Annotated in this window: 20 protein-coding genes, 1 tRNA gene and 1 pseudogene; 10 read left to right on the top strand and 12 right to left on the bottom strand. The window is 54.5% G+C overall.

Features of this window, described 5'->3' with window-relative positions; translation table 11 throughout:
- Positions 1-36: 36 nt before the first annotated feature.
- From ACP7BN_RS18775 to ACP7BN_RS18760, 4 genes are all read right to left on the bottom strand, one after another.
- The gene (locus ACP7BN_RS18775; protein ID WP_426205604.1) at positions 37-5,583 is read right to left on the bottom strand and encodes a calcium-binding protein; all 5,547 of its coding nucleotides are present in this window, start codon (positions 5,581-5,583) and stop codon (positions 37-39) included.
- A gap of 2 nt (positions 5,584-5,585) precedes the next feature.
- Positions 5,586-6,446, bottom strand: coding sequence for a hypothetical protein (locus ACP7BN_RS18770; RefSeq protein WP_426205603.1), 861 nt, complete (start codon positions 6,444-6,446; stop codon positions 5,586-5,588).
- A gap of 36 nt (positions 6,447-6,482) precedes the next feature.
- Positions 6,483-7,688, bottom strand: coding sequence for a glycosyltransferase family 4 protein (locus ACP7BN_RS18765; RefSeq protein WP_426205602.1), 1,206 nt, complete (start codon positions 7,686-7,688; stop codon positions 6,483-6,485).
- A 196-nt stretch (positions 7,689-7,884) separates the two neighbouring features.
- Positions 7,885-8,292, bottom strand: a complete 408-nt coding sequence (locus ACP7BN_RS18760; protein WP_420648126.1) for a hypothetical protein — start codon at positions 8,290-8,292, stop codon at positions 7,885-7,887.
- 263 nt (positions 8,293-8,555) lie between these two features.
- Between ACP7BN_RS18760 and ACP7BN_RS18755 the strand changes: the two genes are divergently transcribed.
- The 7 genes and pseudogenes from ACP7BN_RS18755 (at position 8,556) to ACP7BN_RS18725 (ending at position 12,175) form a co-directional block, all read left to right on the top strand.
- Positions 8,556-8,774 carry a cysteine-rich CWC family protein gene (locus ACP7BN_RS18755; protein WP_426205601.1) on the top strand — a complete coding sequence of 73 codons (219 nt, stop codon included), beginning with the start codon at positions 8,556-8,558 and terminating at the stop codon, positions 8,772-8,774.
- A 33-nt stretch (positions 8,775-8,807) separates the two neighbouring features.
- Positions 8,808-9,500: a pseudouridine synthase gene (locus ACP7BN_RS18750; protein WP_426205600.1), complete on the top strand. Its 693-nt coding sequence runs from the start codon at positions 8,808-8,810 to the stop codon at positions 9,498-9,500.
- A 317-nt stretch (positions 9,501-9,817) separates the two neighbouring features.
- Positions 9,818-10,702 (top strand): alpha/beta fold hydrolase, encoded by an 885-nt coding sequence (locus ACP7BN_RS18745; protein WP_426205599.1) that lies wholly within the window; start codon positions 9,818-9,820, stop codon positions 10,700-10,702.
- A 169-nt stretch (positions 10,703-10,871) separates the two neighbouring features.
- Positions 10,872-10,945, top strand: a tRNA-Gly gene (locus ACP7BN_RS18740).
- A gap of 182 nt (positions 10,946-11,127) precedes the next feature.
- Positions 11,128-11,307 (top strand): annotated as a pseudogene (locus ACP7BN_RS18735) (type II toxin-antitoxin system HigB family toxin); the annotation flags it as partial.
- Positions 11,307-11,666 carry a helix-turn-helix domain-containing protein gene (locus tag ACP7BN_RS18730; RefSeq protein ID WP_426205598.1) on the top strand — a complete coding sequence of 120 codons (360 nt, stop codon included), beginning with the start codon at positions 11,307-11,309 and terminating at the stop codon, positions 11,664-11,666. The pseudogene ACP7BN_RS18735 and the gene ACP7BN_RS18730, both read left to right, overlap by 1 nt.
- 146 nt (positions 11,667-11,812) lie before the next feature.
- Positions 11,813-12,175, top strand: coding sequence for a DUF7079 family protein (locus ACP7BN_RS18725; protein WP_426205597.1), 363 nt, complete (start codon positions 11,813-11,815; stop codon positions 12,173-12,175).
- Between the two features lie 185 nt (positions 12,176-12,360).
- Here the strand turns inward: ACP7BN_RS18725 and ACP7BN_RS18720 are convergent, their stop codons facing one another.
- The 3 genes from ACP7BN_RS18720 to ACP7BN_RS18710 all read right to left on the bottom strand — a co-directional run bounded on the left by ACP7BN_RS18720 (position 12,361) and on the right by ACP7BN_RS18710 (position 14,515).
- Positions 12,361-13,644 carry a type II toxin-antitoxin system HipA family toxin gene (locus ACP7BN_RS18720; RefSeq protein ID WP_426205596.1) on the bottom strand — a complete coding sequence of 428 codons (1,284 nt, stop codon included), beginning with the start codon at positions 13,642-13,644 and terminating at the stop codon, positions 12,361-12,363.
- Positions 13,644-13,940 carry a helix-turn-helix domain-containing protein gene (locus ACP7BN_RS18715; RefSeq protein ID WP_426205595.1) on the bottom strand — a complete coding sequence of 99 codons (297 nt, stop codon included), beginning with the start codon at positions 13,938-13,940 and terminating at the stop codon, positions 13,644-13,646. The genes ACP7BN_RS18720 and ACP7BN_RS18715 overlap by 1 nt, the downstream gene beginning before the upstream one ends.
- Before the next feature lie 206 nt (positions 13,941-14,146).
- Entirely contained in the window at positions 14,147-14,515 is a 369-nt protein-coding gene (locus ACP7BN_RS18710; RefSeq protein WP_426205594.1) for a DUF6124 family protein, read from the bottom strand.
- Between the two features lie 407 nt (positions 14,516-14,922).
- On the opposite strand from ACP7BN_RS18710, the gene ACP7BN_RS18705 reads away from it, so the two are divergent.
- The gene (locus ACP7BN_RS18705) at positions 14,923-15,651 is read left to right on the top strand and encodes a class I SAM-dependent methyltransferase (RefSeq protein WP_426205593.1); all 729 of its coding nucleotides are present in this window, start codon (positions 14,923-14,925) and stop codon (positions 15,649-15,651) included.
- Positions 15,652-15,743: 92 nt separating this feature from the next.
- Here the strand turns inward: ACP7BN_RS18705 and tam are convergent, their stop codons facing one another.
- Positions 15,744-16,514, bottom strand: coding sequence for a trans-aconitate 2-methyltransferase (tam, locus tag ACP7BN_RS18700; protein WP_426205592.1), 771 nt, complete (start codon positions 16,512-16,514; stop codon positions 15,744-15,746).
- A 376-nt stretch (positions 16,515-16,890) separates the two neighbouring features.
- Here tam and ACP7BN_RS18695 point away from each other — a divergent pair, with 376 nt between their 5' ends.
- A complete protein-coding gene (locus ACP7BN_RS18695) occupies positions 16,891-17,394 on the top strand; it encodes an inclusion body family protein (protein WP_426205591.1) in 504 nt (167 codons plus the stop codon).
- A 123-nt stretch (positions 17,395-17,517) separates the two neighbouring features.
- A complete protein-coding gene (locus ACP7BN_RS18690) occupies positions 17,518-18,063 on the top strand; it encodes an AidA/PixA family protein (RefSeq protein WP_426205590.1) in 546 nt (181 codons plus the stop codon).
- A 51-nt stretch (positions 18,064-18,114) separates the two neighbouring features.
- Here ACP7BN_RS18690 and ACP7BN_RS18685 read toward each other — a convergent pair whose 3' ends face one another.
- From ACP7BN_RS18685 to ACP7BN_RS18670, 4 genes are all read right to left on the bottom strand, one after another.
- The gene (locus tag ACP7BN_RS18685; protein WP_426205589.1) at positions 18,115-18,618 is read right to left on the bottom strand and encodes a DUF4142 domain-containing protein; all 504 of its coding nucleotides are present in this window, start codon (positions 18,616-18,618) and stop codon (positions 18,115-18,117) included.
- A gap of 75 nt (positions 18,619-18,693) precedes the next feature.
- Positions 18,694-18,852, bottom strand: a complete 159-nt coding sequence (locus ACP7BN_RS18680; protein WP_080762009.1) for a KGG domain-containing protein — start codon at positions 18,850-18,852, stop codon at positions 18,694-18,696.
- A gap of 116 nt (positions 18,853-18,968) precedes the next feature.
- Complete coding sequence (locus ACP7BN_RS18675) at positions 18,969-20,318, bottom strand: diguanylate cyclase domain-containing protein (RefSeq protein WP_426205588.1); 1,350 nt, start codon at positions 20,316-20,318, stop codon at positions 18,969-18,971.
- Between the two features lie 78 nt (positions 20,319-20,396).
- Entirely contained in the window at positions 20,397-21,035 is a 639-nt protein-coding gene (locus ACP7BN_RS18670) for a LysE family translocator (RefSeq protein WP_426205587.1), read from the bottom strand.
- Positions 21,036-21,043 lie beyond the last annotated feature (8 nt).

Below are 21,043 nucleotides of genomic sequence, written 5' to 3'. Positions count from 1 at the left end.
CGCGGGAAATCTTGCTAGCAGCGGTGTTCGTTACGGCTAAACGTTCAACTCGTAGAACTCGATTATTTCCATCATTGCCCGTAATGACTCTTCGTCATTTTTCGGCAAAATATCCTCAACATCCCGTAGGGGGGGAAGAGGATGCAGGAACTCTTCCAGTTGGCTGCCCGTGATGTCCTGCGCGACTCCCCCTTCGTCTAGAACTCTTATGAAGCTGATAGCAGCGTCGCCACCTGAAAAATGCTCGGAAACACGAATCTTTGGCGACATTCCGTAACTTACGACTATGACGAGATCATTCCGCTCACGGTGAAATTTGAGTTGGTTGATCGGCAGCCCAACTTCTGAGAAATCTATACCATCGATTCCGCCACCGGCGTTTACAACCAGGTCTCGCCCGAGACCATCGTATTTATACACGTCATTACCGGTGCCACCGGATAAGGTGTCATTACCCGGTCCACCGTAGAGCACATCATCGCCTGCGCTACCGTAGAGCAGATCATCTCCTTGCATTCCTCGTATTTCACCAGCGCCGCTCAGAGTGTCATTACCGCGACCACCCACGAGTGGTAGAAAACGATTCTCTCGAAATGACTTAACACGAGCAGCGCCCTTAACAGAAACACCATGATGATAGGTATCGGGGGCAGAGCCTAACTGGCTCACAAGGTCTTTCAAGCTAATGCTTGAGCCGTCAGAAAACTTCACCAGTTCAATTCCGGAACCACTGAGATCATTCGAATTGGGCATAACGATTCGTACTTTTTGAGATCCGCCCCATGTCATATCGAGTGTCGTGTACAGCATTTGAGCTCGAGGCGGGTGTCGATCATTACCGCGTAGCGGATTGGGCGACAGTTCAGTATTGACCACCTCAATCAACACAGCGCCCCAGCTTAACTGCAATTTAGCCAGCCTCGCCGCATCTGGAAGGACGACAGTATCAATATCATCCGCTCCAAATTCGTCAGACCATCCGGAAGCTCCAACCTCAGGACGCAAAAAAACAGGGCTTAGCACGTCCGCAATAATGGTGGTTGCGCCATCATGTGCCTCAACGATGTAAGTGTCGGGACCGTTTTCCCCGTACAGCCGATCATTTCCCGCTCCACTGACCAGATAATCGGCACCCTTGGAACCGAGCAGCGTGTCGTTGCCTGCGCCAGCCGATAGAAACGCGCCAGGGATCCTGTCATTCACCCCGCCATAATCAAGCACCGAGCCTGCATAGGTGACGATCAAGTCATCTCCTGCACCGCCATGAAAGAGATTTCCCACTTCGAGATTTACCCTGCCGCCAGCGTCACCGCCATGGACAATTTTATGCTTGATCGTCTGGGTAGTAGCATTCCAGCGAAACTCCTTTCGGACTGTTTCATTGGCGTTGAAACTACCAGCGGAATACACGTACCACCCTTTAATCGCGCCGGAATCCTCCCTGTCTTCAACTACAAGGTCGCCTAAATTGAACGAGAACCCTGAATAAGTGGAACCAGACGGATAGTAATGTGGTTTATTTCCCGATGAATGCGGTGCTCCCTCTGCTTTTACAGATTTGAAAGTGCTTTTGCTCGTAGTGACTGACTGCCTATCACTCGCCACGGCGTCAGCGGCGATAGCCCCCATCCACTGCGGCGTCTCTGTCAACGATCCGGAAACGATGCTCTCATTAATCAGGTCGGCGTTAACGGTATAGCCACTGTCGTCGGTGGTTATATGACTTCTGACCCAAACACCCTGACTATTCAGTGCGAACCCTGAAGCCTGCCTGCTCTCCGAGCGCTTCTTCTGGATGTCCGAAAGGAATTTGTCGTTCCAGGCAACTTTACTATTGCTCTCCAGTTCGCCTCCCTCGGTAGGCATTTCACCATCGTCGGTCTGCGCAGGGTCGACAATTACCGAATTTGGCTTCATACCACTGACCACCACAACATCCGTGACGGACGTTTCTTTCGCATCTACCGGACGCTTTATCAGGGCCATTAAATCCTGATACTTCAAAACCTGCCCATCATCAAATCTGAAAGTCGCCCCGTACCAATTCTCATAACTGCGAATTAACAAGGCATCCCCCAGACCGTTCGACAGCCGCAATACCAAGCCGGCATCAACATTGACAATATCAGCCTTTAAACTTTCCGCAGAAAATCCAGCGCGAAAACTTACGACATTATTGCCACCGGTATCGGTAATAAGATCCAGTCCATCACCCACTCCGAAATAGAAAACATCATTGCCATCCAGCCCTTCCAAATAGTCGTTTCCAGCACCACCATCAAACACGTTATCGCCAGGACCGCCGCGCAGATAGTCCACGCCTTCTCCACCAACTAACGTGTCGTTTCCACCGCCACCCAGCAAAGTGTCGTTGCCTGAACCACCATCAAGGTAATCGGCGCCATGTTCCGTTTCGGGAGTTTGGTCATAGTCCCCCATTAGAATGTCATCATCAGCACCTCCCAGAAGCGTATCGGCGCCCAAACCTCCCCAAAGCGTGTCGTTTCCTGCATCGCCGCTGACGTGGTCATCATTGGTTCCGCCCGCTTGCAAGTTGGGCTCATCACCATCCAGAGCGTCAGCGCCTGCCCCGCCTATCAGAGTGTCCGAACCACCCAAGCCGCGGAGTGTGTCGTCACCCGCAGCGCCATCGAGATAATCATCACCGTGGTAACGAATTGGGTGCTCATGGTAATCACCGACCAGTTCGTCGTTACCGCTGCCACCGAAAAGTGAGTCACCGGCACCTCCGCCCCAAAGAGTGTCGTTACCCGGGCCGCCATCGAGAACATCACTCCCGAAAAAATGCGCCGCATCACCCGAAATTCCTCGCAGTACGCTGTCATCTCCGTTCAGAACATCATTGCCAGCGCCGCCATACAACACGTCGCTACCACCGTTGCCGGCTAGAGCGTCATCGCCATCGCCGCCCTGCAACAAATCGTTGCCATGGTGGCTGCCGTGGAGACCGCCACCCCAATCGAGGTTGTCTCCAAATAATGTGTCATTGCCACTCCCGCCAGCCAGCGTGTCATTACCTCCCTCGCCGGCCAACGTGTCGTCTTCACTTCCGCCGTCAAGCAGATCATCTCCCCAGCCTCCATTGATAAAATCCCGGCCCCCTTGGCCATAGAGAACGTCATTGCCTCCCTCCAAGGGTTGGTTCAAAGAGGAGTTCTCGAAGACGGTACGAAAGCTAGTGACTCCACCGGGGATTTGAACGTTGATTTGCTTGTATTCCCAATTTTGCTCATGTACTCCGGTCGTTTCGTCACCGGATAAATTGTCATCACCTGCTCCCCCGACCAACGTATCTCGACCATTCCCTCCGAGCAGCACATCTCCCGCAGCAGTGCCCACGAGCAAATCATTACCCTGCCCACCATCCAGCCAATCGCCGCGACTAGCCTTTCCCTTTGCAGCACCAGCCAAGGCTTTTTCGAGCGTCGACTGCTTGTCGCCGAACAAGCGGTCGTTCCCGTCTTTGCCAAACAATCGGTCAGAACCGCCAAGACCAACGATGACGTCATCTTTTGGTGATCCGTAGAGTAAATCGGCTTTGTTCCTCTGCTTTACATTGGGCAATAGCACTACATTGCCTAGCTCATCGTAGGCAGGCTGATCTCCGCGAACAGTGGGGTCGCTGTCTTTCGCTTTCCAGTCGCCTTGAAGAACCAGGTCTGGGGCGGAGAACGTCTGGTTTTGGTAATCAGGAAGATCGATGCCTAGCATCCCCGGTTTGAAGTTCTTTATGACTATCAGATCGTTCAGGCCGTATTTGATGTTCAGCGTTTTTTCAGCGATCTCCTCAATGAGCGTCAACGAGATGGCTTGATCTTCGGTTAACCAGGTACTACTCAGCGGAGCACTGCGTTTTAGGGCAGGAATGGGAAGTCTATTTATCAGCAACGTGCCGCTAACGTCCCCTTCGAAGATCTCATCTATTCCATCTCCGCTGGAGAACTCATACCGATCGTTGCCCGGCCCGCCGACCAGAGAATCATTGCCCTTGCCACCCACCAAAATGTCGCCACCGGCCATCCCGTACAACGCGTCATTACCATCGCCTCCACTTAAAGAATCATTACCGCGAGCTCCCTGGATAAAATCTTTGCCGGCCAGTCCGTTGATTGAATCGTTGCCACCGCCGCCGTACAAATGATCGGAATTCGCTCCGCCACCGAATGATCGTCCGCCGTCATCACCGAACATGACCAAAGGGTTCGAGACGCCTGTGTTCATCGGAGCCTGCCTGCCCGAAGCCAGATCCGAATAGGAAAACGTCTGCGCTGTGTTTTCTCCGAACGAACCATTGGTTCGCGAAATCAGCCGGGCCAGCATTTCCGCGCGATCAGCAAGCCACAGCTCAGTGATAGAGCCCTCGCCAGTTTCGGGATCGTAGAGCTCCAGTCCGCGTCCGGGAAAACCGTCAGGTCGCTCAATCACTATTTCACTGAGCTGCTTAAGAGAATTGCGCAACGCTTCGCCGACTGGCGTTGCTTGCCCAGCCAACTTCGCCCAAGCCTTGGCACTGCCATACTCGCCAATTGTCTTGGTAACGATGCTTTGGGATTGAGCCGGCGAAAGTGCGGAAAAGAATGCGTAGGCGTTGGCGGCGAAGGTTTCATCGGTGGTAGGCGTTGCAGCTGAGTTGCCGTCGTAGGTTCGCCTGAACATATCGAAAAAGTCATTCAGGCCGTATCGCAATATCAGGCGGACGATGGGCGAGATCGGTGTGCCTTTCACCACATGCTGAATGAGCGGGTTAATGCTGCCACTGGCCAGAGCGATATTTATTTGCTCGGGCAGCACCGAAAACAGGCTTTCGAAGATGTTTAGTCCGAAGTTTTTGATCACCGCCTGCAAAGCAACGCTGTAGGAATCTATGGCAAACAGAATATTCTTTAAGTCGTCGAACCTATTGAACTTGGCCAGCTCATGATTACCTTTTATATGGGAGTCTGGATCACCTGCGGAGATTAACCTCCAGGTTTCATACGGAGGCTTTCCACCTAACAGACTAAAGCCGATTGTTCCAGACCACCCCGCGTTACGACTTGTAGCGGTATCATTCTTACCACTTTCATTAAGAAATAATACTTTACCAATTGCGCTCGCATCAATTGCTGCGATTTGACTGATTGAAGGTACGGTCCACGGGGCCAACTCATTCTCAATCGAACCTTTTATCAGCGTATTCATGAAGTTCACAGCAACCTGGTTAGATGACTCTTGCATCTTTGACTCAGAAAACTGTGTATTTAACCTCAATTCACCCTGCCGCTGGGTGTAGGCACGGATCAATGCGGAGTAAGCGCCCTGTCCACCGTTTGCGTCAATTGCTACATCGAGCCATAGCTTGGCACTTTTTAAAAAACTAATTTCCTCTTTGTCGAAACCAGAAACAGCGAGAAGCTTTTCACTTAAAATATTTGACAATGACTGATACAGCAAAGCACAGCCTCGCCGCTCCACGGATACGGCACTATATTCCTTCTCTTCAATATCAAACGTCATTCCATCGCAAAGATTGGCGGCTTGAAAAATTACCGACCTTTCTGAATCACTGAAAACATAGCTCATATTTACTTCCCTGTAATTATTGAACGTGAAAGATAGTCACTAACAAACTTAAGCGCTTCAGGAGCACCGCGTAACGCATCCGTACTCAAACTTACTCGACCATCTCCTCCTGCAAAGTCGAAACTGTGTAATTCCACAGTACAATAGGTACGCAGGCTACCAAAATCCAAACTTTCTAACTCTTGTTTACTCATTTTCAATAAATCTGCCTTACCCAAACCGCTGGCCAAGGTCTTCGGATCTGGAGAGTTCAAACCATCGCACTTTATCTTCCGTGGTGTTCCGTCACTCCGGCGCCAGTCGCGCATAACGAACGTGCGAATAGAAAACTCATTATCAACATGGGGTGGAGGTGCACTAAGCCAAAGTTCCAAACCTGGATAATTTTTCAGCTTCACAACCAGCTCATCCGGCCAATCAACATGCCGTCCGCCCATACCGTGCGGCTCAGTGGTTTCTTTTCTGGTGTACAGCCTGGCCGCAACCTGGAAATACCCCCAACTATCGGGTGGTTCTTTCCCGCTCTCCTCATATTCCGGACGCAGCTCAGTTCCTGTCCACCAAAAAGAACCCTCCAGGATATCGGCGATACACGAGCCGTCACTCCTCAACGTCGATCCAAAATAAAATCCGGGAATCCGCGTCCGGTCAAGCAGGCTGCCGCCACGGATGGGGACCTGTTCCATACCCGCGAGTTTTTTACTGCATTCACCCTGTTCTTTGTGATAGATCGCTCGGGCTTCAGCGGCTTCTTCCCATCTAATATAGAAATCAACTACCCAGTAACAGACTGCGAGAATCACACCGTATTTGACGCCCCTTCTGCACTGCCGAAAGACTTCCCTGCGAGACATCTTAAACATTTCAAATCTCCATTTTAAAATGACAAAACGTTCCTTTTAACCAACAACTCTGAGACTTTCAAAAACCTCAAAGTACCCTTTCATACCGTTCGCGACATCAAACTTGCTTGCCGTCAACTTTGCGGCCTCCTTTTGAGAGTCAAACTCACCGACAGATTTCAAAACCCTGCACACTTCTTCAGCTATTGCTTCAACATCAAAAAAACCGACAAGCATTCCGTTGACTCCATCCTCAATGACCTCGCGCACTGGAGCTGTATCGGAACCAATAACGAGACAGCCAGACGCCATCGCCTCTAACAGAGACCACGACAAGACGAATGGATAAGTCAGATAAACATGAGCTTTTGATAGCTTCAGCAGCGACCGATATGTTTGATACGGAACCTTCCCGGTGAAGTGCACGTTAGAAAAATCATATTCCAGCTCGGAAACCATTTTGCTACGCCAGTTCGGATACCCAATGGGTTTGCCCCCATAACTGACGTCGTCTCCGCCGGCGATAATTATTTGGGCGTTCGGGCACTGGTTCTGAATAAACGGAATACATCTCATGAAACTGTGAAACCCACGGTACGGTTCGAGATTTCTAGCCGCATAGGTCACGATTGGTTGACCAGTCTCTATCACGCAGCCACTGGGCAGCTTCACAAATTCATTTTTGTCTGGCGCGAAATCTTGAACAACGCCTTCATGAATCACGCGAATCTTGGACTGATAAGCCTTGGGAAACAGACTTCGTTGCCATTTGGTTGGAGCAATACCAATGTCACACTGTTCAATATTCAACAGATGCATCGAATTCAAGATTCGAAGTCTTGAAGACGTATCTACCGCAGATGGAAACTCAGGGTCAAAACCTGAGTCCGCCCCCTCAGCTCGATAATAGTATTCACAAAAATGGATGAGCGGCACATCTGGGTATACATCTTTTACGAACAGCGTTTCGCCCCATCCAGGATGCGCAAGTACCACATCAGGGCGATATCCAATGTGCTTTAATCTCTTCAATATCCGGAAAACTTGTTGACCGTCGAACACAGCATCTTCATATCGACTTAAATAAGCGTGAACAGCGCTGTACGTTTTTACTGACGCACAATATCGATATATTCTCACTCCGGTCAAACCCGGCGCCGTGTTTCGCCCAATAGCAGTCACCGCAAAATTTCTGCGAAGCGCCTCCAATGCCACATGACGAAATTGCCCCGGGAAATTCTGATGAATAATAAGAAGATTCATATCTAGACAGCATTCCATGCTTGTAGACGTCTTTAAATTGAGGTTTTCACCCTCAATTTGTGCCTACAAACGCTAACAAATGCCCAGAAATAAAAATGTAGGAGGCTTCCGAGAACGCGCTAGGAGATGGAGATACAACCCATTTCCCGCAGGCACAAAAAAAGCGGCGCTCAATGCGCCGCTTTTTTGTGGTTGGTTACCAGCGGTTACCACGACCGTTGTGATCACCGCGACCGCTGTGACGGTTGTAGTCGCCCCGGCCGCGTTGGTTGTCCCAACCGTTGCCGCGATGCCCCTCCCAGCGTCCGCGATCGTTACCATGCCAGCGCCGATTATCGTAATGGCGCGGTGCTGGTTGGTAGTAACGTGGCGCCGAGTAATAACGCGGAGCCGGTTGGTAATAACGTGGTGCAGGCTGGTAATAGCGCGGGGCCGAGTAGTAAGTGCTGCGGCCGCCGCTGTAATAATTTCCACCACCGCCGTAGTAGACCGGCGCGGGTGATGTGTAAACCTCTGACCTGTAGTAGGTGTCTGCGTAGGAATACGGGGCGCAGCCACTGAGGGAAAACAGCATCACGGCAAACAGAAAGATTCGGCGATACATGGCGGCCTCCTGGACCGCGGGTAGCCACACCAGCGACGCTGGCAGGCGTCAGTCGACTATTCGGTGACTGACGCAATATCTGACAGCGTTTTCGGAATCTGGTGCGTTTCCGTAACAAGTTGAAACAAGTGATTAATGAAACCTTGTTCATCCGCAGATGGCGCCGCCCGGCGATGGATTAGTGCTGGCCGGCCGGCAACCGCTTGCGCTGTCCAGAGTGCGGGTCGATCATGCATGCAACGCCTCAGTCGACTGATCTAAATATGACCCAAGCCAACCTCTGCCCCGCCTGTGGCGCGCGCAATGACTGCACCCTGGCCGATCCGCGCACCGCAGATCGCGCCTGCTGGTGCTACGGCGTTTCGATCGACCCGGCTGTGCTCGAAGCGCTGCCCGCGCAACTGCGCGACAAATCCTGCCTGTGCCCGCGCTGTGCTCAGGTCGAGGCTCAACTGCAAGCGGCCAGGCTGCCGATCCCGTAACATGCGCGCCCCTTTATCCGCCGATTCCTGACCATGCGCGTCGACCGTTTCCTCAGCAACCTGCCCCGCTACAACCGTAAGCAGGTTCGCCTGTTGCTGGCGGAAAAGCGTGTGCGCGTTGACGGAAAAATCGTAAGCGACCCGCACAGCGACGTGCTGGAGTTCAGCCGTGTCGAGGTCGACGACGAAGTGCTGCAAACCGGCAAACCGGCGCGTTACTTCATGCTGCACAAACCGCCCGGCTGCGTCAGCGCCACGCTCGATCCCCAGCATCCGACCGTGCTCGATTTGATCAATGAGCCGGGTAAGGAAGATCTGCACATCGCCGGACGTCTGGATTTCAACACCACCGGGCTGATGCTGATCACCAACGATGGCGCGTGGTCGCGGCGACTCACTCAGCCGCAGACCAAACTGCCGAAGGTCTACTACGTCGAGACCGAGCAGGAGATCGGCGCGGAATATGCGAGCAAGTTCGCCGAAGGGATTTATTTCGCTTTCGAAGACCTGACCACGCAACCGGCGCATCTGGAAATCCTCGGCCCGAAAACGGCGCGGCTAAGCATCGTCCAGGGCCGCTACCACCAGGTGAAGCGGATGTTCGGCCACTTCGACAACAAAGTGCTGCGTCTGCACCGTGAATCCATGGGCCTGCTGCATCTGGATAACGCGCTAAAACCGGGCGAGTACCGCGCTTTGCGCACCGAAGAGATCCATTTGTTCTAAGCAGCCGACCGCTCAGCAGAAGTTGTCGAACAATTCTCCAAACGCACTTGCGCGATCCGCCTCCCCCTGCTTGAATCAGGACGTCGGCCAGATTGTGACCGATGAGTCACAACGTACATCCAAGAAACTTTTTGCCGGTAGACAGCCCTTAAGGCTGCGCCTCAGCCGGCAGACTGCCCGCCAATAACAATACCCGTCGACCTGCATTACCGGATCGACATGGGCCTGCAAAATTCAAGGCGTATGCCTACCTGTCACAAAGCTCGTGCAATCTCTATTTGCGCGCATACCCGCTTGCTTGCCAGGAGTCTTATGACATGAGGCCAGAAATCGCTGTGCTGGATATACAGGGTCAGTATCGGGTTTACACGGAGTTCTATCGCGCAGACGCCGCAGAAAAGACCATTATTCTGGTCAACGGCTCGATGGCCACGACTGCGTCGTTTGCACAAACCGTGAAAAATCTGCACCCGCAATTCAACGTGGTCTGCTACGACCAGCCCTACGCGGGCAAGTCGAAAGTCCACAATCGCCATGAGAAACATCTGACGAAAGACGTCGAAGGGCAGATCCTGCTCGAGCTGATCGACCACTTCGCCGCCGAACACGTTCTGTCGTTCTCATGGGGTGGCGCCGCCACGCTGGTCGCGCTGGCGCACCAGCCACGACGCATCGAAAAAGCCGTGATCAGCTCGTTCTCCCCGGTGATCAACGCGCACATGCTCGACTACCTCGAACGCGGCGTTGATTACCTCGGCAAACGTGATGGAGACCGCGTTGGCGAACTGGTCAACAGCACCATCGGCAAACACCTGCCGTCGCTGTTCAAGCGCTTCAACTATCGTCACGTCAGCAGCTTGGCCGAGCACGAATACGGGCAGATGCACTTCCACATCAGCGACGTGCTGCACAGCGATCGGCAGTGCTATCTGAAAGCCGCGCAGAAGATCAACGTGCCGGTGCTGTTCCTCAACGGCGAATGGGACGAATACACCGCCGCCACCGACGCCCGCCTGTTCGGCAACCACGTGGCGCAAAGCACCTTCACCACGCTGCAAGCCACCGGGCACTTCCTCGACATGGAACACAAATCGGCCTGCCGCGACAGCCAGAACGCCCTGCTCGGCTTTCTGAAACCAGCACCGCAAGCCAGCCGAACGCGTTACCAGTTTGTTCAGGATCACCATGCATTGGCTATTTGAAAGAGTGTCATTGCGAGCAAGCCTGCGGGACTGAGTTTCCATCGACTCGGAGTCCTCAGTGCTTGCTTGCGATTGACCGTTTTGGCTCTGATTCAGGCTTTTGCAGCGCGTCGGCGCAAAGAAAACTTCTCATCCGTGGCCGAGTCTGGTACAAAGTCAGCCGCTCTGAGCGGGTGTCGTATAATGGCATTACTCCAGCTTCCCAAGCTGATAACGAGGGTTCGATTCCCTTCACCCGCTCCAATCGAATATTTGTCCTGCGTTGTGGTTTGACGGGGGATGCACAAGTACAAAAAACCGGTCTTGATGGCCGGTTTTTTTGTGTCTGGGGTTTGGTGAAACCGAGCAGGAAACTCAGCGGTTACTCCTTGAAAAATATTCCAGCTCCCCTTTCCACGTGAGTGCTCCTACCCTCACAACAAAGCCAAGAGATCAAAGCCGAGCTGCGAACAGCCAGCATCCTCAAAGGTGCGAGGGTTGTTTTCAATATCGGTGGTAACAAATATCGAGTGATTCTGGCGATTGATTATCAGCGGCAGCTTGGCTTCATCCGGTTCGTCGGCACCCATGCCCAGTATGACCAGATCAATGCGGAGACTGTGTAATGAACATTAAACCGATTCGTAGCCCGGAAGATCTGGCCGCTGCGTTGACGCGTGTGGAAGCACTCTGGGGCGCCGAGGTCGGCTCGACTGAAGGCGATGAACTGGAGATCCTGGCGCTGCTCATCGAAAAGTACGAAGAAGAACATTACCCGATGCCACCGTCCGATCCGATTGAGGCGATCAAGTTTCGTATGGACCAGCAAGGTCTTACTCCGCGCGACCTCGAGCCTTTCATTGGCACCAGCGGACGCGTGTCGGAAGTATTGAACCGCAAACGAAAACTGAGCCTGTCGATGATCAAACGCTTGCACGAGGGCCTGCGGATTCCTTATGAGAGTTTGCTTTCCGGAGTGAGCTGAGGGGTGAGAGTTCAGAAACTCTTGAGCAGAAAACAAATACTGAACGCAGATGACAAAGCCAAGGAAACAGTTGAAAGCATGGCCGGAGCCATTGTTGGCGGGGTTGCAACTGATACGTTCGACCCAGAGCTAGAGGAGCTGGCCCAATGGCACATATTCTGACGCCTGCGGAACGAGCAAGTATCCAGATCGCGCTGGCAGAAGCCTTCGTAGACAGCGCCGTCGACTATGCCTCTATCGCAGAACGAATACGGAGTTACGACCCAAAGGTCGTGGAGGACATCTTGTACTCAGAGGTTGCGCCTGTGTGCTTCAGCAACCTTGAAACGCCCGCCCCTCCTGTCTGGAGTGGTTTTCAGGATGAATGGTTACTAGATGAAATAGCCAAAGAACTCAAAGCGCGAGAAAACAGCTGGCTACGACGTGGCTTCGACTTCTTAAAAGTTACCTGGCTACGCTATAGCTACGGTTACATTTGGAAGGAGCTGTTGAAGTTTCATCATCTTTGAATCCCTGGGATAAGGAAGCTATACCGAATCCCGCCACCCGTTTCCAATCGAATATTTGTCCTGCGTTGCGGTTTGACGGGGGATGCGGAAAAACAAAAACCGGTCTTGATGGCCGGTTTTTTTGTGTCTGGGGTTTGGCTTTTTCTCAGGAGTTCCCGACGTTGATATCGATTGGGCGCGTCGCGCTACCTCTCAAATTCTTTGTGCAGCTTCGCCAGCACGTTGAAGATTGGCTCCCCTGCTCTATGTGGGATCTTCAATCGAGTGAATACCTCTTTCCAGTCTGACAGAGCGGCGAGAGTCTGCTCGATGTACGCCTCGGCTTTGAGGTATTTGTAATCCCCGCAGATCTGCATGATTCGCTTCCTGGTAGGTTTGCCGGGGGTACGCCCACCGAAGTCAGTGGTGTGCTCACCCATGGCGTTTGCGAACGTAACGTCGTACGCGGGAGAAAGCGTCCATGTCTCCTTTTCACCAGGCGTTGCAGAATCGTGACAAAGGAAAGCAAAGTTCTTCGCGTGGTCGTCATGGTTATGCGCCAGCGCGTTGAAGATCATCAACCTGGCCATTTTTTCGACTTCGACAGAGCTTTTAGTCAGCACCTGGGTGAGCTTCAACAGATTAGGGTAATCAATGGATGACAACGCACGGTAGTTCGCATACATCAGTGCCGATACGGTCATCATGTGTATCTTGCGATCGCCCTCTCGATCGAAACGTTTCGTCGCGAAGAAGTTTTCAACCTGGCCATTGGGCATCTGCATACTCAAGATGCGCGACTCAGCCATGTTGACTCCGGCTACCCTCGCCATCTCTGCATATGCGAACTCAATGCTCCCTGTTTCCGCCGGTTCGTACAGCGCTCTGAACTTTACGATCCAGTGTGCATAGCCCTCGGGAAGCGGCCCGAAGGCCGACGTTGCATTGGTACCATTGTCAGAGAGAGCCACAATCGCCTTTGGACGAGCACCACCCGGTGAGCCACCGGCTAGTCGTAGCTTGGTGAGCACCGCTTGGGTATCGCCCTCCTGAACCTTGATGGACGCTTCATACAGTTGGGAGATATCAACAGGACCGACTAGCTCTGATTGTTCAGCCTTCGGCCGGTACTCAAAAGCGCCCATGCTTCGGTCGCCCATGTAGGCAAGGCGATCCAGAGCCGTGACGGTGAGATGGGTGCCGTCACCGAAGGTGCTGTTGAAAAATCGGTCCATCAGCAGCGTCCCCCAACCATCTGGCAGGGAATCAGCAAATGGCCCATGGAGCCCTTCGAAGAGGCTAGTGTTTTTGGCCAGTTGTGGTTTTTCGTCCCAGACCATCGTCAGCGGCGAAAGGTTGTAGCCAGTGACGAGCCACCCCTGATCGTAAGCGAAGTAGATCCCCTTCCCTTTGGCTTTAAACAGCTCTCCGACCTTCACGGCATTTTTCAACACAGTCAGAGATTCAGTGTGCTTGAACTCTTTCTTCATCACTTCATCCCTCGCTTGCGCTTGGCATTTTTGAGCTCTTCGAGTGAATTCGGATGCTCAGGCTTGAAGAGCCTGGTCACGGAAGTCAGTTCATCAAGAGCGGTGGCCATAAGGATCAGAGCCTCCAGAGTTACTACTCCCGTCGCCTCAAATCGCTTGATGGTGGACTCAGACACACCCGATTTTTCGGCGAGCGTCTTCCGGGAGAGGTTTTTTGAGAGACGCAGCGTTTTCGCGTTCTCTCCAACAGTCCTTGCAATCTCAGCCGGCGAATAGAGCACGTGCATGAATGACATGGCCACCCTCCTGAAAATCCTATTTGGCTATATTTGACCAATTATAGAAGAAAAATTGATTATACAGACCTAATATGACCCTTTAGAAAAACAAATACGCAGCCAAATTGACCAAAAACCAAAAACTGACGAGCCATGTAGAAGTAGGAAAAACCGGTCGTAATGACCGGTTTTTTTATGCCTGCGGGAAAACGCTTACGAAGTGCTCATGCCTTCAGCTCAACGTTATCCAGTGCCTGATTCACCGCCAGCCCTCCGAGCATGACCACCTGCGCAATGCCCAGCGCGGTCTTGCGGTGGGCGGGGTCGAGCACGGCGGCGAAGTTGTAGAGCATCTCGGTGGCGGAACCGAGTGATTCGCTGGCGTTGGCGAGCAGGGATTCGGTGTCGCACGCCGGGTTGGCGAAGTACATCGGCGCGGGTTCGTTGCTGCTGCCCATGACGTGGGCGCCGGGGCAAAGGTAGTGATCGAGAGCGCGGTCGGCGGCTTCGTGGAGCTTTCTGGAGTCGATGGACGCGTAGGGGGATGTTGGGTCGGTTTCGAACTCGGGTGGATTCGGTGTTGGTTTGATCATGATTTTGATACTCAGCGTGATGGTTGGAGCTGACCCTTTCGGTTCCACGCGAAGAGGTGGCAGCTGTACGCAGGTTGGAACCCGGGCCACTGAGCAAAACCCGACAGACTCGAAGTCTCCCGCGCACAGCCGCCATAACGGAGTGCACACCATCAAGGCGCGCAAGCATACGTCATGAAAAGTGCATTTGCAGTCAGTAGAGCCGCGGAGTTCCAATCCCGGTCGCTGATTTGGCAGCGACCCACACAGGCTAGAGACCGCGCTTCCGACGGACAACCTGAAAACATTGTGGGAAGGTTCGGCAAATTCGAAACACGCGTTAAACATCCCGAATCGAAATACAGCAATTACACATCCCCAACATTCAACCTGTTCTCTCCCGGCTCACGACCCGCTAGCATCTCCCCATGACTCAAAACATCTACGACGATCCCGAATTCTTCCAGGGCTACAGCCAGATGAACCGCTCCATCGGCGGCCTCGACGCCGCGCCGGAATGGCCGGCGCTGAAGGCGTTGCTGCCCTCCATGCACGGTCTGCGGGTGGTGGATCTGGGCTGCGGTTATGGCTGGTTCTGCCGTTGGGCCAGCGAGCAAGGCGCTGCTGATGTGCTGGGGCTGGATGTCTCGCAGAAAATGCTCGAACGAGCGCGGGAAACTACGTCAGCCGCGAACATCCGCTACGAACGTGCCGACCTCGAACAGCTCGATTTGCCTACGTGCACTTTCGATCTGGCCTACAGCTCGCTGGCGCTGCATTACATCAAGGATCTTTCAGGGCTGTTCGCCAAGCTGTATGCGGCGCTAAAACCGGGTGCGCATTTTGTGTTTTCGATTGAGCATCCGATCTTCATGGCGCCGCGTAATCCGGGTTGGCTGATCGACGGTGAAGGGCGCAAACGCTGGCCGCTGGACAGCTATCAGATGGAAGGTGAGCGGGTGACGAACTGGTTGGCGGACGGGGTGATCAAGCAGCATCGTACGGTCGGGACGTTGCTGAATTCGTTGATTGCGGCAGGGTTTGCCATTCGTCACGTTAATGAATGGGGGCCGAGTGATGCGGAGGTGGCGGCGCAACCGGCGCTGGCGGAAGAGCGTGAGCGGCCGATGATGATGTTGGTGGCGGTTCAGCGCTGAGTTGATGGATTGCGAAGCCGATCCAGGATTTTGGGGTCGCTTCGCAGCCCGGCGGGAGCAACCTCCCTCGCCACAAGGTTTGCTTCAGTTCTCTAGCGCGTAGCCACAATAAACAAGCGCGGAAACGGCAACAGCACCGAGCCATCCGCCAACGCCGGATAAGCCTTGGCAACAGCCTCCAGATACAACGCCAGATATGCCTCGCGCTCCACTTCCGTCAGAGGGCTGAGGAACGGAATCAACCCGCTACCCTTGAACCATTCAACAACCCCGGCCGCCCCGCCCGCCAACTGATGGTGATAAGTCGTACGCCACACATCGACCCGCGAACAGTGCGCTCGCAACATCGAGAAGTAAGCACTGGCACTGGCCATCTCCGTTCGCTGCCCCGCAGCATCGGCAAGCTTGCCGGCCCAAGGGCCATTCGCAGCCACTTCCCGTATCAACCGATGCGACGGCTCATTCAAGTTATCCGGCATCTGAATCGCCAGACTGCCACCCACCGCCAACTTCTCCACCAGCGCCGGCAACAATGTCGCGTGATCCGGCAACCACTGCAAAACAGCATTGGCAAAGATCACATCAAACGACCCGGCCTCCGCCCACTGATCAATCTCTGCCACATCGAACTGCAACTGCGGCAACCGCTTGCGCGCGGCCTCGATCATGTCCGGCGAACTGTCCAGTCCTTGTACTTGCGCATCCGCAAAACGCTGCGCCAGCAACTCGGTCGAGTTACCCGGGCCACAACCGATATCGACCACGGAGCGTGCGTCTGGCGTGGGGATAGCCGCCAGCAAGTCACGCGCCGGACGGGTGCGTTCATCTTCGAAAGCGACGTATTGTTTGGCGGACCAGGTCATTGCGTTCTCCTGTCGGGATCTTCCTGCGGAGCGTCACAATACAGTCAGCACCGCGAGCAGTTCCACAGTGACTCATTTTCCGACGATGTCTGCGCAGTAGGCGTCGGGACCGTCAGGATTAGAACCTTGTCTGAAAAGCGACCGCTCGTCGACCCAGGCAAAAGCGATTTTGACAGCTATAAAATCCTGCCTATAGTCAAGCTGCGGCAGTCGGAAGGAACCCGATTCGAAAGTTTTCGTGCATGGAGCACGGCCTGCTCATTTCCCCTGACCCGGTGGGTTCCCCCAGTAGTGTGCTCGCAAACGCCATACGGCAAGCAAGCGTCGTCGTGCCTGGATTGCAGTCCGACGTTCACTATGAAAAAGGAGCGTTACCATGTCTCGAGTTACCGATGTGCTGGTTTCCATCGACACCGAAACCATTCTGAAAAACTACCCGAACATCAGTAAAAATCCGGCCTCGCCGACGATGATCGACGTCAATCATGTGTACATGGTTACCAATCGGGACAACGTAATCAACGGCCAGGCCGGTGGCGAGCTGAACATCAAAGCGCAGGTCGGTGATCTGATTCGCTGGCGTGAAACCAGCCTGTCGCAGAGTTTCGAAACGGCAGTGATTTTCTACAAGTTTATTGGTAATCAAGGTAGCGAGTTGATCTCCACGCCGACCCCACGCAAGGCAACCGCCTGCGTTGCGGTACCAAACACCAGCAATCCATCAGTGCCTAGCTGTCAGAAAGTCGACAACCATTACTGGTCTTCGGAAACGCTGTCGTGCGGCAGTGTGACTTATCATTTCCACTTCCTGATTGTTGATCGCGATTGCAAGATCGTCGGCTGCTGCTCGTGGGATCCATTCATCACCATTCGCAACTGACGATGCACCGACCCCTTGGCAACGAGGGGTCTACCGATCCGACACCGCCCCGGCCGGAACAGGATGTTTTGCCTTGACCGAAGCGGCTGCCATGTTGCGCCACCATCATGAAAGGAATCCATGATGACTTCTCAACCGATCCCATCCCCCTCCAGCGCCGTGACCAATGCACAGAATGTATTGCTTGTCATTGATGCTGAATCTGTACTCACGGGTTATCCCGACCCGAGTGCAGATGCCGCTAACCCGACGAGCATTACTGACGAATTCATTTTTATCATCACAGCTGCCAACTCGAAGAAAATAGCTACAAATGACAGCAATGTGACGCTGACCGTTGAAATTGACCGGGACCTGCATTTTCGCTCACGGTCCATTAGCCTGATCGCCGAACACAGCGTAGCGGTCTACAACATGACAACCGACGACAGCGCTGTGCTTTCCGAGCCGAAGCTTGAGGTCCACCAAGACCTCACCGTCCCCGCCCCTGATCACACCAATCCGACGGTGCCGGCAAGCCACAGGGCGGATGACCATTTCTGGGTATGCACGCCGAAAACGTTCGGTACCGCCCAGTGCGCGCTGAACTTCATGCTGGTCAATCAGCAATGCGAAGCAGTGGGATATTTTCGCTGCCAGGTTGCGGTGGAACTCAGGCCCCAAAGGTAATTCGCCAGCACAAAAAAACGGCGCAATACGCGCCGTTTTTTACTCGCAAAATCAACGACTCGCTTGCAACGCCCTAGCCTTCTCCAGATGACTCTGCAGTTTGGGCAAAGTCTCATCGGCAAACGCCTTGATCTCTGGCACGTCGGTAGTCTGCGCTTCAAGCTCGATTTGCTTGATAGCGTCCTCGGTAGCCTTCACCTGACTCGCTGCATAGGCCTGATCAAACGTCGCGCCGTCCTTCACCTCAGGCATCAACTCTTTGGCTTTATCCGCGACTACTTCACGCGGGGCGACCGGCAAGTCGAGCTTTTTGGCGATCTTCGCCAGATGCTGATTGGCCGTGGTGCGGTCGTTGATCACGGTGATGGTGTAATCCTTGACCTCTCTGGATTCGGTCTTCCCGTGCGCCAAACGACTGGCTTCAATGTCGGCCATGCCTTTGGCCGAGGCATCGTTGATGAAGTCGGCGGGCGACTGGGCAAATGCGCTGCTGGCGAACAATCCCAGCAGGCTAATAAAACTGATGTTGCGGACTCGGGTGGCCATCCGGCTCATGGTCGCGCCCTCCTTCTAGCGGAATTCAAGCGGGAGCTTGCGCCCCCGCCTCTTAATCAAAACTACCTTCACCGACTACTTCGACTTCTGAGCAGGCTTGCGGCCCGTTTCTGTTTTCGCAGGCTCTTTGTCGACCGTCGTTGTGGTGGTTTTCCCACCTTTGCGACCGGCTTCAGACGCCTTCGTTCGATCGTTGGCGAAGTTTCCCGAGTTCGAGTTCCTTGAATTAGGCATGATTCTCTACCTCTTGGTATTGATCGTCGCGAGCAGGTGCCCGCCTAGATTGAGAATTTCCTGACGGACAAAGGTTTAGAAAAATTGCCAGCGCTGCGACGAACGGCGCGCCCGGACTAGATACCCAGCGCTCGATGATTCAGGCGTTTGGCGGCGTACATGGCCTGATCCGCATGACGGAACAGTTGCTCTTCATGATGGCCGTGTTCCGGATAACGAGCTACGCCGATGCTCGGTTCAATGTGCAGATTGTGGCCATCCAGGCGCAACGGTTGCACCAGTACCTGTCGGATTTTTTCCGCCACGCTGTCGGCATCTTCGGCTGCATGCAGGCTGTGCAGTAACACCACGAATTCGTCGCCGCCAATCCGCGCCACCGTGTCCGTCTCGCGTACGCAGCCCTTGAGTCGACTGGCCACAGCTTGTAGCAGCATGTCGCCGACCGCGTGGCCAAAGCTGTCGTTGACCTGTTTGAAGCGATCCAGATCCACGTACAACAGCGCCATGTGGCCGGACTGCGCGCGCGCGAGGGCCAGTGCGGTCTTGAGTCGGTCGCGCAGCAGTTCGCGGTTGGGCAATTGCGTGAGCTGATCGTATTGCGCCATACGTCGCAGCCGCGCGTGCAACTGTTGGCGTTCGATGGCGGTGGCGACCTGGGCGCAGACGTATTGCAGCAGTTCCTTGTCGCGCTCGGTATAGCGCTCGCCGCCGGCCAGGCTTTTGACGATCAGCGCGCCGATGGTGCGGTCTTTCGAGTTGAGCGGCACGCCGAGCCAGCACGGTGATTGCTGACCGGCCACCAATGCTTCGAATTCCGGAGGCGTGTGTGGGCAATCCGGGGTCAGCAGAATCGGCTGGCCACTGCGGATCACTTCCGAGCACAGACGTCCCGTCACCGTACCGGGCTGCTCCGGCTGCAACTCATCGTCATCGACGTGATAGGGAAAATTCAGCTGCGCGCAGTGTTCGTCATACAGCGCGACGGAGAAATTCAGCGCCGGCAGCCATTCGCCGATGATCAGGTGGATACGCTTGAACAGCGCGAGTAAATCCTCCGCCGCATGCGCCGCTTCGGAGATCGCGTACAGCGCGGCCTGACGCGATTCCGCCAGTTTGCGCTCGGTAATGTCGCGGGCCACGGCGATGCGCAGTTGATCGACCTCCGACCAGCGCGCTGACCACAGAATATGCACGACGCCGCCGTCCTTGCGCAGGTAACGGTTCTCGAAGTTGAGCTTGGGCTCGCCGCCCATGATGTCGCTGGCCGCCGCCAAGGTGCGCTCACGGTCGGCCGGGTGCACGTAATCGATCATCGACTGGCCGATCAATTCGTCAGGCGTGTAGCCGAGAATTCGCTCGCACGCCGCACTGACAAAAACGAAGCGGCCCTGCTTGTCCACCGCACACACGGCGTCCAGCAACAGGTCGAGGTAACTCGCCAACGGCGCGGAATTTCGCTTTTCCATGATTCAGCGTGGGTGTCCGGACAATGCAGCACTGAGCAACCATCCCTGCCCCGACAACTTCGCGTCCTGCGATTGAGTTCAAGCCTTGTTCGGTAGCAATCCGGGCAACGCATGCACCAGCGCGTTGATCGCGAACCCGATGAACATCACTCCGCACAAGCGAGTGATCGCCAACTCATGCCGCTGGTACAACGTGCGTACCTGCCGCGCGCCGACAATGCCGATCAGAATAGCGTAGGCCAGCACGCCGCCGAGGAAACTCAGGGCGATCAGCATCGGCAGCATCGACCAGTTGAGCAACTCGGCGCGGCTCGACAGCAACGCGGTAAAAGTCGCCACCGCCACCGGGTACGCTTTGGGATTGGTCAGGCCGAACAGGATGCCGTGCCAAAATGGATGACGCGCCGCGCCCTGGGGTTGCTCACCGTCACTACGTTTGGCGCGTACCGCACGCCAGCCGAGCCAGAACAGGTACAGAGCGCTGAGCACACCGAGCACATCGAACGCGGTGCTGCCGATTTCCTTGGCGCCGACAATCGCGATCAACGCCGTGCTGCACCAGATCACATCGCCGAGCAGATGTCCGCAGAGAAACCCCGCCCCGGCCCGCCGGCCACGCGCCGCACCGATGCCGAACACCGCCAGCACACCCGGTCCCGGCGTGATGCCGTAAATGAAACCCGAGGCCAGCACGGCCAGTAGCAACGATGGAGTCATGGACAACC

The organism is Pseudomonas sp. TWP3-1, assembly GCF_049896625.1.
Taxonomy (GTDB): Bacteria; Pseudomonadota; Gammaproteobacteria; order Pseudomonadales; family Pseudomonadaceae; genus Aquipseudomonas.
The sequence above is the reverse complement of the archived record's forward strand: the minus strand, read 5'-3'. Positions and strand labels throughout refer to the sequence as shown.